We start from the raw sequence: 17,216 nt of genomic DNA, 5'->3' as shown, positions 1-17,216 counted from the left end.
GAAGCTGGCTCATCAGTCCGGCGTGTTCCGCCGTGCTGGTAGGGGCGCATTATAGGGAGCCGCGCCGGGATGACAAGAGGAAAACTGCAAAAAATGGCATTTTTTACAACTTTCAGGTTTAACCGTTGTTTTATTAAACAAAAGCCCCGCATCGGCGGGGCTGTTTCGGGCAAAAAAACCTTAATTCACATCACACAGCTACCTTTTTGACCAGAATTCGCGTGCAAAGCTGCGCACCTTTTCCCAATCGGTAAATTCAATGTCCTTACTGGTGTCTGTACTGCCACCGGTAATCTTCATGATCAGCTGGATGATGCGCGTCTGCCACCAGTTATAGCGGGAATATTGCAGCGCACCGGCAAACACCCCCAGGGTTTTCGGCTTCCAGGGGGAGAGGCGCAGGAACTTCTTCATATAAGCATTGGTTTGCGGCGTCTGCTTCTCTGGCTTGCGGGCCGTCAGGTTGACACAGAAGAAGGCCGCATTGGCCACCTCCAGCTGCTCCTGATGAGCGTGAATAAAGCTGAACAAGCTGGGGTGGAAGTTGCCATAACGAATGGAGGCGCCGATCAAGACCTTGGCATACTTGCTGAGGTTGCACATCGGCAAGGTATGCAGGTCATGCATCACCACTTCGCATCCCGGCATCTGCTCCAGCATGACATCGACTATTTTGCGGGTTTGGCCATCCCGAGAGGAATAAAGCACCAGAATCTTGTCCATAACAACCTCAACTACGCCAGAATGCAGGAGTAAACAGTACCAGAAGCGTAAAAATTTCCAATCGACCAAACAACATAGCCAACACCAGTACCCACTGGGCCGCCGGCGAGATATTGCCGAAGTTGGCTGATACCTCTCCCAAACCCGGGCCTACGTTGGTGAAAGCCGCAGCCACAGCGGTGAATGCGGTCACTTCGTTCAGTCCCGTCATCAGCAAAAGCAACATGAACATAAAGAAGAGAATAATATAGGTGGCGAAGTAGCCCCACACCGCCTCGACGATGCGCTCGGGCACCGCCCGATTCCCCAGCTTCAAGGTATAGATGGCTCTGGGGTGAACCAGCCGCTTCAACTCGCGCATCCCCTGCATGAACAGGATCATAAAACGCATCACCTTGATGCCACCGCCGGTACTGCCCGCACAACAGCCGATAAAGGCGGAAAACATCAGCAGCATGGGCAGGAACGAGGGCCAGTCGGCATAGGTAGTGGTGCTGTAGCCGGTGGTGGTACCCAGAGAGACCGCCTGAAACAACCCGTGGTTGAGCGCCTCTTGCCAGGTGGCGTAGTGTCCGTGGGTCAGCAAGGCGACAAAGCAGATCATCACCAAGGTTGCCTGGATAGCCAGGAACACCTTGAGTTCAGAATCGTAAAGGTAGCGCCCGAGCCGCACCGGGCGGTGGGAGAAGACGGTAAAGTGGAGCGCAAAGTTCACGCTGGCCAGCAACAGGAACACCACGGTAATCAGGTTGATGACCGGACTGTTGAAGAAACCGATGCTGGCATCGTGGGTGGAGAAGCCACCGACCGACAGCGTCGAGAACGAATGGCAAACCGCATCGAACAACGTCATTCCGGCGAGCCAGTATGCCAAGGCACAGAGCGCAGTCAGCAGCAGATAGATGAACCAGAGCGCCTTGGCCGTTTCGGCGATGCGCGGCGTCACCTTGGTATCCTTCACCGGCCCCGGGATCTCGGCACGATAGAGCTGCATACCCCCGATCCCCAGCAGTGGCAGAATGGCCACTGCCAGTACGATGATCCCCATCCCCCCCAGCCACTGCAGCAGCTGGCGATAGAACAGAAACGCCTTGGGCAGATTATCGAGCCCGGTCAGTACCGTTGCGCCAGTGGTGGTCAGGCCGGAGAAAGATTCGAAGAAAGCCTCCGAGACCGACATATCCGGCACATCGCTCATGATGAAGGGCACAGCCCCCACACTGCCCAGCACGGTCCAGAACAGCACCACAATCAGAAAGCCCTCTTTCGAGCGCATCTCCTTCTTGTGATAGCGATTGGGAAACCAGAGCACCACGCCGAGCAGCAGGGCAATCAGAAAAGAGCTGACGAACTCGGCACCACCACCATCCCGATAGCCAAAAGCCACCAGTGCAGGCAACAGCATGGTCGAGCTGAACAGCGCAACCAGCAGGCCAACAATGCGAATAATGCTCAGAATGTGCATTACAGCTCCCTTTCCCCAATTAAAGAGCGATGGATTCTAGCCATCTAAGGGGCTGAGGGATACCCGCCCATGAGTCCGGTCGGTCAATTCACGGTCCACCTGAGCCCAAACCGAGGACTCCCACGCCACCTGCAAGGTGACCTGCTGACCGTAATCCGCCGCCAGCAATTCGCCATTATGGCTGCTGACCAGCGACTCGACCGTCCCCATGTCACCGTAATCGCAGTGAATGAGAGAGGGAGTGAGTGGCACCTTGAGCAGGGTGGGCAGTTGCTTGAGGGCGGCACCGACGCCGCCCCCATAGGCTTTGACCAGTCCACCGGTGCCAAGCTGGATGCCGCCGTAGTAACGCACTACCACGGCGCAGATTTCACCGAGCCCCGAGCCCATCAACTGGGCCAGGATCGGCTTGCCCGCAGTACCGGAAGGTTCGCCGTCATCGCTGAAGCCATAAACCTGACTATCTTGCGGCGCACCCGCCACAAACGCCCAGCAGTGATGGCGCGCGGCCGGATGTTGGCGTTTGATCTCGTTGACCCACCCCTTGGCCGCCTCGACGGTCGGGGTGTGGGCGATCAGGGTAATGAAGCGGCTCTTCTTTATCTCTTCGGTCAACTCCAGCGGGGCAGCCGGAATGGAGTACGCAGCAGCCATCAGAGTCCTGCTTGTCTGGTCATGTTCTCCACCCCGTTGGCGTGCAGCACCACGTTGTCTTCGATGCGGATGCCGCCGAACGGACGCAGCGCTTCCACCTTGTTCCAGTTGACCCGCTTGCCCTGTTCGCCCTGACGCAGCGGCTCCAGCAAACTGTCGATGAAGTAGAGCCCCGGCTCGATGGTGAACACCTGACCCACCTCCATCACCCGGGTGCAGCGCAGATAGGGGAACAGCTCGGGCGCCGCCAGATGGGTGCCGCGCTCATCCTGCATGAAACCACCCGCATCGTGCACCTGCAAACCGAGGAAGTGGCCGAGGCCGTGGGGGAAGAAGACATTGGTCACCCCGGTGTTGATCATCTCGTCTACCGACATATCCACCAGCTCGGTCGCTTGCAGCAGGCGCGCCAGCTTGTGGTGCATCTGCAGATGCAGCTCGCTGTAGCGGCGACCCGGTTTGATCTCCTTGATGATCTCCTGCTGCTGCTCGTCGAGGGCTGCAATCAGATCGGCAAACTCACCACGCCGCCACGCCCAGGTACGGGTGATGTCGGAGGCATAACCATGAAAATCGACGCCGGCATCGATCAGGAAGGAGTGGCGCTCCGCATCGGGCACCCGCAAGGCAGACAAATGGGTGTAGTGAAGGATGGCCGCGTTGCGGTTGATGGCGACGATATTGCCGTAGGGCGCCTCATTGGCCCCCTGCCCGACCGCCTTCATGTAGGCCAGATTAATCTCGAACTCGCTCGCCCCCGCCATAAAGGAGTCCTTGGCGGCGATATGGCCGCGTACCCCAATCCGGTTCGCCTCGCGCAGACACTCCAGCTCGTAAGGTGTCTTGTAGGCGCGGTGATAGTGCAGGTAGTTGAGCACCGCCTCCGGATTGGGCTGGGTCAGCCCCAGCAGTTCAGCCACTTCCAGATGACCGCCCAAATAGGCCCACTCCTGCTTGTTGGCAGGTAGATGGTCGGCCACCTGTTCCGGCCGGGTCAGGAAACGGATATCGAAGAACTCGACCCAGAAGGCATTGGGCAGATCCGCTACTTTGTGCCAGAAATCCACCGGGCGGTAGAACAGCAGGATTGGTTTGTTCACCCCGTCCACCAGCAGCCAGCAGTGGGGATTGTCCAGCACCGGCAACCAGGCCTTGAAGTGGGGGTTTACCTTGAACGGGTAATCCTGATCATCGAGGAAGATGCGGTGGGTCTGGCCGGAGTGGATGGCCAGTCCGCTGAGCCCCTGTTGTTGCAGAATGTCGCGGGTGCGCTGCTGCAAGGTATCGAGGTGCTGGGCAAAAAGTTGGCTGTAGCTGCTCATGGCGTCCTGCTCCGAGGTGAATGTGATTGCAGCATAACATCAAGCGCTTGGCGGCTCGACCCGTCAAGCTGCCGCTTCGTGAGGTAACGCATACGTTACAAACGTGTTTGTTATCAACAGAAAACCAATCATTAACAAATCAAAAACAATTCAATACACTGCCGGTAGATACATGAAGTCAGGGATTACTCATGGACAACCTCTGCCTGTGGCAACCGGATCCGCTCGGGATGCAGCAATCCAACCTCTACCGTTTTATGGCGGAGGTGAACCGTTTCCACGGCTTGCAGTTGCAGAACTACCCGCAGCTTTATCAATGGTCGGTGGAGAAGACCACCCGTTTCTGGCCGCTGGTATGGCAGCACTGCGGCGTCAAGGGCGAGCTCGGCAACATAGTGGCGGAGAACCGTCAGGATATGCAGCGCACCCGCTGGTTCCCCGACAGCAGCCTCAACTTCGCCGAAAACCTGCTGCGCCGTCAGGACGAGAGCCCGGCCATCATCTCCCGTATCGAAGGAAGTCCAAGCCGTACTCTTAGCTGGGGTGAACTGAGTGATCAGGTTGCCCGGCTGGCGCAGTGGCTGCGTCATCAGGGGATTGGTCGTGGCGATGTGGTCGCCGCCTATCTGCCCAATATTCCGGAAACCGTGGTTGCCATGCTGGCAACCACCAGTCTGGGGGCAATCTGGACCTCCACCAGCCCCGACTTTGGCGAAGCCAGCGTGGTAGAGCGCTTCGGCCAGACCCGACCACGAGTGCTGTTTGCGGTGGATGGCTATCGCTACAACGGCAAGGCTATCGACATTCAACAGAAGGTCGCCAGCGTGGTGAGCCAGTTAGGCAGCATAGAGCAGACGGTGATGATCCCCCTGCTCGGCAACCCGCTGCAGCTTGGTCACGACTGGCAGCAACTGCTGGCGAGCCAACACGATGCCCAGCTCACCTTCGAGCCGATGGCTTTCAACGATCCGCTCTATATCCTCTACTCCTCCGGCACCACCGGCAAACCCAAGTGCATCGTGCACGGTATTGGCGGCACCCTGCTGCAACACCTGAAAGAGCACCAGCTGCACTGCGACATCAAACCGGGGGAGCGGATTTTCTACTTCACCACCTGTGGCTGGATGATGTGGAACTGGCTGGTGAGCTCCCTCGCCTCCGGCGCCACCCTGGTGCTCTATGACGGCTCGCCATTTTATCCGGACGGCAACGTGCTGTGGGATCTGGCCCGCGACGAGCAGGTCAGCTTGTTCGGCACCTCGGCCAAGTATCTCGATGCGTTGCACAAGCAAGGTTATGCCCCCATCAAGAGCCACGACCTGTCTGCCTTGCGCCTCATCTGCAGCACCGGCTCCGTGCTCTCCCCGGAGGGATTCGACTACGTCTACCAGCAGATAAAGCAGGATGTGCAGCTCAGCTCCATCTCAGGTGGCACCGATATCTGCTCCTGCTTCGTCATCGGCAACCCGCTCAGCCCCGTCTATCGCGGTGAGAGTCAGGGGCGCGGCCTCGGTCTCGCGGTGCAGGTATTCAACGAAGCGGGTCAGCCGGTGCAGGGGGAGAAGGGCGAGCTGGTCTGCACCAAGCCGTTCCCGGCTCAGCCCATCTACTTCTGGGGCGACGAAAATGGCGACAAATACCACGCCGCCTACTTCGAACGGTTCGACAACATCTGGTGTCACGGCGACTGGATCGAGCTGACCCCGACCGGCGGCATTCTGTTCTATGGCCGCTCCGACGCCACCCTCAACCCGGGCGGCGTGCGCATCGGCACCAGCGAGATTTACCGCTATGTCGAGCAGCTGGACGAGGTGGAGGAGAGCATTGTCATCGGCCAGCAGTGGCAGCAGGACGAACGGGTGGTGCTGTTCGTCAAGCTCAAGGCGGGCTGCAAGCTGGACGAGCCGCTGCGCGAACGGATCCGCCAGCAGATAAAACAGCACTGCACCGCCCGCCACGTGCCCGCCCGCATCCTGCAGGTGGATGCCATCCCCCGCACCAAGTCCGGCAAGATCGTCGAACTGGCGGTGCGGGAAGTGGTGCACAATCGGCCCGTCAACAATACTCATGCCCTCGCCGATCCCGAGGTGCTTAACCAGTATCGCAACCGGCCTGAACTGGCCAGTTGATAACAAACTCACATCTATCGGAGGCGCCGCAAGGCGCCTCTCTTTCGCCCGTTTTGTGATGAAGAGCTTTTACTCGAGATCTGTTAAACAAATGTTTTAAATAGGTGTTGAAAATGTCTCCTTTTGGATCAATAGTGAGCCTCGCCCCCTGCTGGGGATTAAGGAGCACCACTCCCCACTGAGTGGGAACAAGGAGACACTCTCATGATCTACCAAGGCGAAACCCTGTCGGTCAGCTACCTCGAAAACGGCATCGCCGAGCTGAGGTTTGATGCCCCGGGTTCAGTCAACAAGCTGGATCGCGCTACCCTGCTCTCCCTGAGCGAAGCGATCGCCGCATTACAACAAGAACGTGAACTAAAAGGTCTGATCCTCACTTCCGGCAAAGACGCCTTTATCGTCGGTGCCGACATTACCGAATTCCTGGAACTGTTCGATCTGCCGCAAGAAGATCTGCTCGGCTGGCTGAAAAAGGCCAACGACATCTTCAATGCCATCGAAGATTTGCCGGTCCCGACCCTTTCCGCCATTAAGGGACACGCTCTGGGCGGCGGCTGCGAGACCATTCTCTCAACAGACTTCCGTCTGGCTGACACCAGCGCCAAGATTGGCCTGCCCGAGACCAAACTCGGCATCATGCCGGGCTTTGGCGGCACTGTCCGCCTGCCGCGAGTGATCGGCGCCGACAACGCGCTGGAGTGGATCACCACCGGCAAGGATTACCGTGCCGATGACGCCCTCAAGGTGGGCGCCATAGATGCCGTGGTCGCCCCCGACGCGCTGCAGAGCGCTGCGCTGCAGATGATTAAGGACGCCATCGCGGGCAAGCTGGACTGGCAGAGCCGCCGCGCCGCCAAGAAAGCGCCGCTGCGCCTCTCCAAACTGGAAGCCATGATGAGCTTCACCACCGCCGCCGGCATGGTTGCCGCTGTGGCGGGCAAACACTATCCGGCACCGATGACTGCGGTGAAAACTGTCGAGGCCGCCGCAGGCATGGGCCGTGACGAGGCGCTGGCCGTCGAGGCTCAGGGCTTTATCAAGCTGGCCAAAACCGACGTGGCCAAGGCGCTGGTCGGCATCTTCCTGAATGATCAGCACATCAAGGCGCTGGCCAAGAAGGCGGCCAAGCAGGCAGCTAAGGCCACTGGTCACGCCGCCGTACTGGGTGCCGGCATCATGGGTGGCGGCATCGCCTACCAGTCTGCCAGCAAGGGCATTCCGGCGGTGATGAAGGATATCAACGAGAAGGCGCTGGCACTTGGCATGGGCGAAGCCACCAAGCTGCTCAACGGCCAGCTCGAAAAGGGCCGCATCGACGGCATCAAGATGGGCCAGGTGCTCTCTGCCATTACCCCGACCCTCAGCTATGACAACGTCAAAGGCGTGGACGTAGTGGTCGAAGCCGTGGTCGAGAACCCGAAAGTGAAAGCCGCCGTACTGGGCGAAGTGGAAGGGATCATCGGCGAAGACGCCGTGCTCGCCAGCAACACCTCCACCATCCCCATCTCCCTGCTGGCCAAGGGTCTGAAGCGCCCGCAGAACTTCTGCGGCATGCACTTCTTCAACCCGGTGCACCGCATGCCACTGGTGGAGATCATCCGCGGCGAGCAGACCTCCGATGAAACCATCAACCGCGTGGTGGCCTATGCCGCCGCCATGGGCAAGTCCCCGGTGGTGGTCAACGACTGCCCGGGCTTCTTCGTCAACCGGGTGCTGTTCCCCTACTTCTTCGGCTTCAACAAGCTGGTCGCCGATGGTGCTGACTTCGCGGCCGTCGACAAGGTGATGGAGAAGGAGTTCGGTTGGCCCATGGGCCCCGCCTACCTGCTGGACGTGGTTGGCATCGACACCGGTCACCATGCCGGCGACGTGATGGCACAGGGTTTCCCGGCACGCATGAGCAAGGAAGGTCGCACCGCCATCGACGTGATGTACGAGGTCAACCGCTTCGGTCAGAAGAACGGCAAGGGCTTCTACGCCTACGAGCAGGACAAGAAGGGCAAGCCGAAGAAGGTGGCCGACGCCGCCAGCTACGAGCTGCTGGCCCTCATTGCCAAGCCGAAACAGGATTTCGACAAGGACGCCATCATCGCTCGCATGATGATCCCGATGATCAACGAGGTGGTGCTCTGTCTGGAAGAGGGCATTGTCGCCACGCCAGCCGAAGCCGACATCGCACTGGTCTACGGTCTGGGCTTCCCTCCCTTCCGCGGCGGCGTGTTCCGCTATCTGGACACCATTGGTCTGGATCGCTACGTGGCCATGGCCGACCAGTATGCCGACTTGGGCCCGCTCTACCGCGTCAGCGACAAGCTCCGTGAGATGGCGGCCCAGGGCAAAACCTTCTACTGATTGCGGAAAGGAGATCCATTCATGAAAGACGTAGTCATTGTCGACTGTATCCGGACCCCGATGGGCCGGTCCAAGGGCGGCGCCTTCCGCAACGTGCGTGCAGAAGATCTGTCCGCGCACCTGATGAAATCCATCCTGCTGCGCAACCCCAACCTCGACCCGAACGAGATCGAGGATATCTACTGGGGCTGCGTACAGCAGACCCTGGAGCAGGGCTTCAACATCGCCCGCAACGCCGCGCTGCTGGCCGGTATTCCGAAGCAGGTGGGGGCGGTGACCGTCAACCGCCTGTGTGGCTCCTCCATGCAGGCGCTGCACGACGCCTCCCGCGCCATTCAGGTGGGTGACGGGGATATCTTCATCATCGGCGGCGTCGAGCACATGGGTCACGTGCCGATGAGCCACGGCGTTGACTTCCACCCCGGCATGGCCAAGTCGGTGGCGAAAGCCTCCGGCATGATGGGGTTGACCGCCGAGATGCTCGGCAAGCTGCACGGCATCAGCCGTCAGCAGCAGGACGAGTTTGCCGCCCGCTCCCACCGCCGCGCTCACGCGGCAACCGTGGAAGGACGTTTTGCCAAGGAGATCGTCGGGCTGGAAGGCCATGACGCCAGTGGCGCCCGCTTCTTCTACGACTATGACGAGGTAATCCGTCCCGAGACCACGGTTGAAACCCTGAGCCAGCTGCGCCCGGTGTTTGACCCGGTCAACGGCACCGTCACCGCCGGCAGCTCCTCGGCCCTGTCCGATGGCGCCGCCGCCATGCTGGTGATGAGCGCGGATCGTGCCAAGGCCCTCGGCCTCACGCCGCGCGCCAGGGTTCGTGCCATGGCCATCGCCGGCTGCGACGCAGCCATCATGGGTTACGGCCCGGTTCCGGCGACCCAGAAGGCGCTCAAACGGGCCGGTCTGACCATCGGTGACATCGACCTGTTCGAGCTGAACGAGGCGTTTGCCGCCCAGTCCTTGCCCTGCGTGAAAGATTTGGGTCTGCAGGATCAGGTGGACGAGAAGGTGAACCTGAACGGCGGCGCCATTGCGCTGGGTCACCCGCTCGGCTGCTCCGGTGCGCGCATCTCCACCACCCTCATCAATCTGATGGAGGAGAAGGATGCCACGCTGGGGGTTGCCACCATGTGTATCGGTCTGGGCCAGGGCATCGCCACCGTGTTTGAACGGGTGTGATAACCAGCCGGATCGACGGGATGCACTACTGAGAGTTGTCCCTTTTCGGGGCCAGTCTGACTGGCCCCTTTTCAAGTCTGTGACGATCGCCACACGGGGTGCTCGTCAGTGGTCAGAAGCTGTCTGTTGGCCGTCCCGTTTGGGTCGGCCTTTTTTCGTTTTAATCTTATCAATAGGCTGTTATTGCCTTAAACCTCACATTAGATAGGGGGCTTGCTTGCTTTTTACTCCCCCGACAGGTTCAATCTGCACAAAAAAATGGGTGGATGCACATACATATGTCAATGAGCAAACAACTGCTGATCGTCGATGACGACCAAGAGATCCGCGAGCTGCTCAATGAGTACCTGACCCGGGCGGGCTTTCAGGTATTGACGGCGGCGGAGGGCAACGAGATGCGCCAGCAACTCGCCCAGCACAGCCCGGACCTGATTATTCTGGACATCATGATGCCCGGCGAGGACGGTTTTACCCTCTGCCAGCAGATCCGTCGTGACTCCCAGGTGCCCATCATCATGCTGACCGCCGCCTCCGACGAAGCGGATCGGGTGATCGGCCTCGAACTCGGCGCCGACGACTATATCGCCAAGCCGTTCAGCCCCCGCGAACTGCAGGCCCGCATCAAGGCGCTGCTGCGCCGCGCCGAATTCCGCCAGCCGGAAAAAGAGAAAGAGCCGAGCCGCCGCCTGCGTTTTGCCGAGTGGACCCTCGACACCCTGAGCCACCAGCTGACCCATGACGATGGCAGCCTGCTGGATCTCTCCGGCAGCGATGCCATGCTGCTCGGCATGTTCCTGCAACAGCCCGGCGTGGTGCTGGATCGCGACACCATCTCGGATGCCACCCGCGGTCGCGAAAGTCTGCCGATGGAGCGCGGCATCGACGTGCAGATCAGCCGTCTGCGCCAGAAGCTGGGCGACAACGGCAAGAGCCCGCGCATCATCAAGACCATTCGCGGCAGTGGCTACATGCTGATTGCCGAGGTGCACGAGCTGCCATGAGCAACAAGTGGTCCTGGGGGGCGCTGGTGCCCCGCTCCCTGTTGTCACGGATGATCCTGCTGCTGTTGCTGGCCATCCTGCTCTCCCAGACCATTCTGACCGGCATCTGGATGCAGCAGATCCAGAAGCGGGAACTGGAGGGGATGCTCAGCACCACCCGCAACCTCGCCATGTCTGCCGCCTCCACCGTCAACTTCTTCAAATCCCTGCCGCTGCAGTATCGCCATATCGCGCTGGACCAGCTGCGCAACATGGGGGGCAGCCGCTTCTTCGTCTCGCTCAACGAAGAGGAAATCCACATCAACGCCATCCCTGACAGCGAACGCAAGACGCAGGTGCTGGAGGAGGTGCAGGGAGTGCTGACCCGCAAGCTCTCCGACGCCATGGCGATCAAGGTGGATTTCTCCCGGCCCGACGACCTCCACGTCTTCAACAACGACACCTTGCTGGCGGATCTTCCCTCCTCCTGGGCCCGCTACACACTGTCGCTGGAGCCGCTCAATCCACCGGTACTGGTGACCCAGATCGAGATTGAAAAGGGGGAGTGGCTCTATCTGGCGGCCCTGCTGCCCGCCCCCTACATGACCCTCGACGATACCGTGATGCCGAGCAACCAGGTGCGTTTCATCGCCCTGATGACGGTGTTCCTCTGCTTCTTCACCTTTATGCTGGTGCGCTGGCAGACCCGCCCGCTGCGCCGTCTCGCCAAGGCGGCGGTGAATCTCGGCAAGGATATCGATCAGCCTTCGCTCAAAGAGGAAGGGGCGTCGGAAATCGTGGCGGCCACCCGCGCCTTCAACATCATGCAGCACCGCATTCGCCGTTATATCGATGATCGGGAACGGCTGTTCAGCTCCATCTCCCACGACCTCAAGACCCCCATCACCCGGCTGCGGCTGCGGGTCGAACTGCTCGACGACGAGGTACAGATCGCCAAGTTCAACAAGGATCTCGACGAGCTGGAGCTGATGGTGAAAGGGGCGCTGCAGACGGTCAAAGAGACCGACATTCACGAGAATATCGAGGAGATCGACATCAACGCCCTGCTTGAGCAGATGGCGGAGTCGATGAACCTGCACGACGAGCGGCTGACCATCGAAGGCCACTGCAAGTGGCCCTACCGCGGCAAGCTGCTGGCGCTCAAGCGCTGCATCGGCAATCTGGTAGACAACGGCATCAAGTACGGCCAGCGGGTGCGCATCATCATCATGGATGACGAGGAGATGCTGATCCTCTTCATCATGGATGAGGGCCCCGGCCTGCCGGACGATCAGTTCGAGCGTATCTTCGAACCCTATTACCGGCTCAGTACCGATCAGGCTGGCACCGGCCTCGGCCTTGGCATCGCCCGCAACATAGCCCACGCCCACGGTGGCGATCTGGTGCTGGAAAACCGTCCGCAAGGTGGCCTGCAGGCCACGCTCTCCCTACCAAGGCAGTAACCTTATGAAGTGGTTGTCTTTTTCTGTCATCGCCCTGCTCTCTGCTCCCGTTGCCGCCTCCCAGGTGGAAGTGCTGCACTGGTGGACGTCCGGCGGCGAAGCGAAAGCGGTCGAAGTGCTCAAATCCGAGTGGACCAAACAGGGCAACCAATGGAACGACTTCGCGGTACAGGGCGGCGGCGGCAAGAGCGCCATGACGGTATTGAAGAGCCGGGCGCTGGCGGCCAACCCGCCCGAAGCGGCCCACCTCAAGGGTTACGAGCTCAAGGAGTGGGCCGGACTCGGCTTTTTGCGCGATCTCACCCCTATGGCCGAGCACCTCGGCTGGTACAGCCAGATGCCGCCCATGGTGCGTGCCACCCTCAGCCAGAATGGCGCCCTGATGGCGGTGCCCACCGGCATCCACCGGGTCAACTGGCTGTGGCTCAACCGCAAGATCTTCGAGCGCAATAAGCTGACTCCGCCCACCGACTGGGCCCAGTTTGTCACCGTCGCCGACCAGCTTAAAAAACGGGGCATCACCCCGCTCGCCATTGGCAACGAGCCCTGGCAGCTGGCAGTGTTGTTTGAAACGGTGGCGCTCGGTGAGGGCGGTAAAGAATTCTATCGCAAGGCGTTCCTCGAGCAGGACAGCGCCACCCTGACCGGCCCCGACATGGTGCAGGTGTTGACCCGCTTCCAGCAGCTGCGCGCCTACGTGCCGCAAAAATACGCCGGTCTGAAGTGGCATCAGGCCACCAATCTGCTGGAGAGCGGTGGCGCCGCCATGCAGGTGATGGGGGACTGGGTGAAGGGGGAGCTGAGCGCGGGCAACTACCGGCCGGGTGAGGATATCGCCTGTCTGCCGAGCCCGGGCAGCTCCGGACTGTTCAGCTACAACCTCGACTCCATCGCCATGTTCAAACAGCGGGATCCAGCCCAGCTGCAGGCGCAGGGGGATCTGGCCCAGCTGCTGATGACGCCAAAATTCCAGGAGGAGTTCAATCGAGTGAAGGGGTCGATCCCGGCGCTGACCAATCCCGACATGAGCAAATTCGACCGCTGCGCCGTCCGCTCCTATCAGGATTTCCTGCTGGCGGAAAAGCAGGACAACCTGCTGCCCAGCATGGCGGAAGGGATGGCGACGCCGACCAATATGCGGCAGGCGATCCTCGATGTGCTGAGCAACTTCTTCAACGATCCCAAGGCCAACCCGGAGCAGACGGCGCTGCATCTGGAGCGGGCGATGCGATCGACCCGCTGATCCGGGCACATAGCCAAACGGCAGAAATGACAAAGGCGGAATTGCTCCGCCTTTGTTGTTGAATCGTCATCCGATTCAGGATTGATCGTTCTCGTCCTCATCCTCGTCATAGTAATCGCTGAGCTCGATCCAGAGCCCCAACCCGACCATCACCATGGAGCCGAACCAGGTACCGGTATTCCCGATCGGGCTGCCCATCACTATCATGGCGAAGGACAAGAACCCCATGCCTGCATAGGCTTGTAATCTGCCGTAGGAGACCTGCATATTCACCTCCTTGTTGAATATGGTTCAATTTTTATATTACTCGTCCGGCGCAAGCTGGATAGGGTCGAATAACATTTCGGTTACATATGCTGGTTGATGGGGCGTTTGTTTGATTATTTTTTAGCCCTGAGTATCATTGGCAGCCGAATAGGTTGAAGGTTGATAATAGATGAGTGATTTATTCTGCGATGCGACCCACGAGTTGGACGCAATCGGGCTTCGTTGCCCGGAACCCGTTATGATGGTTCGCAAGAAAGTGCGGCTGATGGCGGATGGCGAGACCCTGCTGGTCAGCGCCGACGATCCTTCAACCACCCGCGACATCCCCAGTTTCTGCCGCTTTATGGATCACACCCTGGTCGCCAGCGAGACAGAGCAGGCCCCCTACCGCTATCTGATCCGCAAGGGTCACTAAGCCCCCGTACCGGAGCACTCCATGACAACCATTACCCGAATCGGCACCACCCAGCGTTGGTCAGACGTCGTCATCCACAATGGCACCCTCTACGTGGTGGAAGTGCCCGTCAGCGAAGAAGCCGACATCCACCAGCAGACCCGCGAAGTGCTGGCGAGCCTGCAACGCCTGCTGGAAGCCAACGGCTCCGGCGTCGACAAGATCCTGATGGCCAATATCTATCTCAAAGACATTCAGGACATCGCTGCCTTCAACGAGCAGTGGGATGCCTGGATCCCGGCTGGCACCGCACCCGTGCGCGCCTGCGTACAAGCCCGCCTCGCCCACGAAGGCTACAAGGTGGAAGTGCAGCTGACAGCGGCGGTCTAAGAGGCGCTTATCCCCCTCATCCCCGTCCCTTCTCCCACGAGGTGAGAAGGGAGCAAACAACAAGGCGCCATTGCTCGCAACTGCGCCAATAGAAAGGCCCCGCCATCACTGGCGGGGCCTTTTCGTTACCGAAACCTGAACGACTTAGGCGGTCGGGGTCAGGGTAATGGTCACGCGGCGGTTCTGGGCTTTGCCAGCGGCGGTGCTGTTGGTAGCAACCGGCTGATCCGGGCCCACGCCAGTGGTGGAGATGCGGCTACCTGCTACGCCCTGACCAATCAGCTGGGCGGCAACGGCATCGGCACGATCGCGGGAGAGCTTCATGTTCAGATCGCGGGAACCGGTGCTGTCGGTGTGACCGACCACGTTCAGGCGGGTCTTGTCGAACTCGGCAACGACCATGGCCACGCCGGAGAGGGTGTTGGCACCGGCCGCTTTCAGCTGGGAGCTGGAGCTGTCGAAGGTGACGTTGTTCGGCATGTTGAGGATCAGCTCATTGCCATTGCGGGTCACGCTGACGCCAGTGCCTTGCAGCTTCTCGCGCAGCTTGGCTTCCTGCACGTCCATGTAGTAGCCGATACCGCCGCCCAGCGCCGCGCCGGCAGCAACGCCGGTCAGGATGCCCTTCTTGCGGTCACCCTTGCTGGAGGAGAGCGCACCTACGGCCGCACCGGCAGCGGCGCCAGCCAGCGCGCCCCAGGCACCTTTGGAGGTCTGGGATTCACCTGTGTAGGGGTTGGTGGTACAGCCGCTCAGGGCAACGGTCAGTGCCAGAGCAGGCACCAGGATCTTGGCTCGCATGAAAAAACCTCTGTGAAAACAATCCGGCACCATGCCGGGGGCCGGATTGTAACGCGCTGGCACGCCATTGTCTGACGCAAGCCTGAACAGATGGCGAGAGTGGTGTTTTTTTGGCCAATCGGCGGGCTGTCAGCGCGGTAACTGACACTCGGCATGGCAAGGGCAGCTGACCAGATGATCGTTCACCATGCCCACCGCCTGCATGAAGGCGTAGCAGATAGTGCTGCCGACGAAGGTGAAGCCGCGCTTCTTGAGCGCCTTGGACATGGCATCCGACTCCGGTGAGGTCGCCGGAATGTCGCCGTTGCCCTGGCGCTGGTGGACGATGGGGGCGCCGCCGACAAAGCCCCACAGATAATCGACGAAGTCGATGCCCTCGGCCTCCAGCGCCAGATAGGCGCGGGCGTTTTTGATGATCGACTGCACCTTGAGCCGGTTGCGGATGATGCCGCTGTCCTGCATCAGCCGCTCCACATCCTGCTCGTCGAACTGCACGATACGCTGTGGATCAAAGTCGGCATAGGCGCGGTAATAGCTCTCGGTGCGCTTGAGGATGGTGATCCACGACAGCCCCGCCTGCTGGCCGTCTAGGCAGAGCTTGGCAAACAGCTCGCGGGCGTCATAGACCGGCCTGCCCCACTGTTTGTCATGGTATTCAATGTATTCCGGGTCTTTGGTCACCCAGGCGCAGCGCAGTTCCATTTCCTCTCCCTCGTTATTTCAGCGGTTTCCCCGACCCTGCCCACTCTACAGGCGGCACTGCTCACATCATATACCGGACAACCCGCCCGACCAGCCAGAGCGCAGCACCATCCCGCGAATCCGCTGCAATTTCGCCTATTATCCGACCATGCCAGACGGTATACTCCCTCGGTTCACATTCAGCAAATCTTGCTCTGATTTTCATTTCGCGCGAAAAAAATTATGCAAAAATTCGATGTCAAAACCTTTCAGGGCCTGATCCTGCAGCTGCAGGACTATTGGTCCCGCCAGGGCTGTACCATCATTCAGCCGCTGGATATGGAAGTGGGTGCCGGTACTTCCCACCCCATGACCTGTCTGCGTGCCCTGGGCCCGGAGCCCATCGCCTGCGCTTACGTGCAACCGTCCCGCCGTCCGACTGACGGCCGCTACGGTGAAAACCCGAACCGCCTGCAGCACTACTACCAGTTCCAGGTGATCATCAAGCCTTCCCCCGACAACATTCAGGAACTCTATCTGGGCTCTCTGAAAGAGCTGGGTATGGATCCTGAGATCCACGACATCCGCTTCGTGGAAGACAACTGGGAAAACCCGACTCTGGGTGCCTGGGGTCTGGGTTGGGAAGTGTGGCTGAACGGCATGGAAGTGACCCAGTTCACCTACTTCCAGCAAGTTGGCGGCCTCGAGTGCAAGCCGGTCACCGGCGAGATCACCTACGGTCTCGAGCGTCTGGCCATGTACATTCAGGGCGTCGACAGCGTCTACGATCTGGTCTGGTCTGACGGCCCGCTGGGCAAGACCACCTACGGCGACGTGTTCCACCAGAACGAAGTGGAGCAATCCACCTACAACTTCGAGCACGCCGACGTGGAGTTCCTGTTCCACTGCTTCGAGCAGTACGAGAAGGAAGCCCAGAATCTGCTGGCACTGGAAAAACCGCTGCCGCTGCCTGCCTACGAGCGCATCCTCAAAGCCGCTCACTCCTTCAACCTGCTGGATGCCCGCAAGGCCATCTCGGTCACCGAGCGTCAGCGCTACATCCTGCGCATTCGCACCCTGACCAAGGCCGTGGCAGAGGCATACTACGCCTCCCGCGAAGCGCTGGGCTTCCCTATGTGTCAGCGCAGTGAGAACAAGCAAGGTTAA

16 protein-coding genes are annotated in these 17,216 nt (G+C 60.0%); 9 read left to right on the top strand and 7 right to left on the bottom strand.

All coding sequences use genetic code 11. The annotated features are described in order from the left end of the window. Positions 1 to 198: 198 nt before the first annotated feature. The 4 genes from hemG to pepQ are packed head-to-tail and all read right to left on the bottom strand — an operon-like array spanning position 199 to position 4,164. Complete coding sequence (gene hemG / locus G5533_RS19405) at positions 199 to 723, bottom strand: menaquinone-dependent protoporphyrinogen IX dehydrogenase (RefSeq protein WP_005339483.1); 525 nt, start codon at positions 721 to 723, stop codon at positions 199 to 201. A 7-nt stretch (positions 724 to 730) separates the two neighbouring features. Further along, positions 731 to 2,188, bottom strand: a complete 1,458-nt coding sequence (locus tag G5533_RS19400; protein WP_005339482.1) for a TrkH family potassium uptake protein — start codon at positions 2,186 to 2,188, stop codon at positions 731 to 733. A 36-nt stretch (positions 2,189 to 2,224) separates the two neighbouring features. Further along, positions 2,225 to 2,842 carry a YigZ family protein gene (locus G5533_RS19395; RefSeq protein WP_421207217.1) on the bottom strand — a complete coding sequence of 206 codons (618 nt, stop codon included), beginning with the start codon at positions 2,840 to 2,842 and terminating at the stop codon, positions 2,225 to 2,227. Then, positions 2,842 to 4,164, bottom strand: coding sequence for a Xaa-Pro dipeptidase (gene pepQ, locus G5533_RS19390; protein WP_111901187.1), 1,323 nt, complete (start codon positions 4,162 to 4,164; stop codon positions 2,842 to 2,844). Before pepQ ends, G5533_RS19395 begins: the two co-directional genes overlap by 1 nt. Before the next feature lie 191 nt (positions 4,165 to 4,355). Here pepQ and G5533_RS19385 point away from each other — a divergent pair, with 191 nt between their 5' ends. From G5533_RS19385 to G5533_RS19360, 6 genes are all read left to right on the top strand, one after another. Then, a complete protein-coding gene (locus G5533_RS19385; protein WP_441255227.1) occupies positions 4,356 to 6,293 on the top strand; it encodes an acetoacetate--CoA ligase in 1,938 nt (645 codons plus the stop codon). A 204-nt stretch (positions 6,294 to 6,497) separates the two neighbouring features. Beyond that, positions 6,498 to 8,645, top strand: coding sequence for a fatty acid oxidation complex subunit alpha FadB (fadB, locus tag G5533_RS19380; RefSeq protein WP_421255776.1), 2,148 nt, complete (start codon positions 6,498 to 6,500; stop codon positions 8,643 to 8,645). A 21-nt stretch (positions 8,646 to 8,666) separates the two neighbouring features. Beyond that, positions 8,667 to 9,830, top strand: coding sequence for an acetyl-CoA C-acyltransferase FadA (gene fadA / locus G5533_RS19375; RefSeq protein WP_042032774.1), 1,164 nt, complete (start codon positions 8,667 to 8,669; stop codon positions 9,828 to 9,830). A gap of 278 nt (positions 9,831 to 10,108) precedes the next feature. Then, positions 10,109 to 10,831, top strand: coding sequence for a response regulator (locus G5533_RS19370; RefSeq protein ID WP_005339475.1), 723 nt, complete (start codon positions 10,109 to 10,111; stop codon positions 10,829 to 10,831). Then, positions 10,828 to 12,273 (top strand): ATP-binding protein, encoded by a 1,446-nt coding sequence (locus tag G5533_RS19365; RefSeq protein WP_005339474.1) that lies wholly within the window; start codon positions 10,828 to 10,830, stop codon positions 12,271 to 12,273. Before G5533_RS19370 ends, G5533_RS19365 begins: the two co-directional genes overlap by 4 nt. 4 nt (positions 12,274 to 12,277) lie before the next feature. Next, on the top strand, positions 12,278 to 13,516 hold the full coding sequence (locus tag G5533_RS19360; RefSeq protein WP_337073722.1) for an ABC transporter substrate-binding protein: 1,239 nt from the start codon (positions 12,278 to 12,280) through the stop codon (positions 13,514 to 13,516). Positions 13,517 to 13,591: 75 nt separating this feature from the next. On the opposite strand, the gene G5533_RS19355 is transcribed toward G5533_RS19360, so the two are convergent. Further along, the gene (locus G5533_RS19355; RefSeq protein ID WP_005339471.1) at positions 13,592 to 13,783 is read right to left on the bottom strand and encodes a hypothetical protein; all 192 of its coding nucleotides are present in this window, start codon (positions 13,781 to 13,783) and stop codon (positions 13,592 to 13,594) included. 169 nt (positions 13,784 to 13,952) lie between these two features. Here G5533_RS19355 and tusA point away from each other — a divergent pair, with 169 nt between their 5' ends. After that, positions 13,953 to 14,198, top strand: coding sequence for a sulfurtransferase TusA (gene tusA / locus G5533_RS19350; RefSeq protein WP_216979834.1), 246 nt, complete (start codon positions 13,953 to 13,955; stop codon positions 14,196 to 14,198). Between the two features lie 21 nt (positions 14,199 to 14,219). Beyond that, positions 14,220 to 14,567, top strand: coding sequence for a RidA family protein (locus G5533_RS19345; protein ID WP_005355943.1), 348 nt, complete (start codon positions 14,220 to 14,222; stop codon positions 14,565 to 14,567). Between the two features lie 144 nt (positions 14,568 to 14,711). On the opposite strand, the gene G5533_RS19340 is transcribed toward G5533_RS19345, so the two are convergent. Together G5533_RS19340 and G5533_RS19335 are read right to left on the bottom strand one after the other, a co-directional pair. Beyond that, positions 14,712 to 15,368 (bottom strand): OmpA family lipoprotein, encoded by a 657-nt coding sequence (locus tag G5533_RS19340; protein ID WP_005339468.1) that lies wholly within the window; start codon positions 15,366 to 15,368, stop codon positions 14,712 to 14,714. Positions 15,369 to 15,497: 129 nt separating this feature from the next. Next, complete coding sequence (locus G5533_RS19335; protein WP_421255775.1) at positions 15,498 to 16,070, bottom strand: DNA-3-methyladenine glycosylase I; 573 nt, start codon at positions 16,068 to 16,070, stop codon at positions 15,498 to 15,500. A 222-nt stretch (positions 16,071 to 16,292) separates the two neighbouring features. Here G5533_RS19335 and glyQ point away from each other — a divergent pair, with 222 nt between their 5' ends. Next, complete coding sequence (gene glyQ / locus G5533_RS19330; RefSeq protein WP_005339464.1) at positions 16,293 to 17,216, top strand: glycine--tRNA ligase subunit alpha; 924 nt, start codon at positions 16,293 to 16,295, stop codon at positions 17,214 to 17,216.

This window comes from Aeromonas sp. A600620, assembly GCF_029479985.1.
In the GTDB taxonomy this organism is placed as follows: Bacteria; Pseudomonadota; Gammaproteobacteria; order Enterobacterales; family Aeromonadaceae; genus Aeromonas; species Aeromonas veronii_A.
Note: the sequence above shows the minus strand (reverse complement) of the source record. Positions and strands in the feature narration are given on the sequence as shown.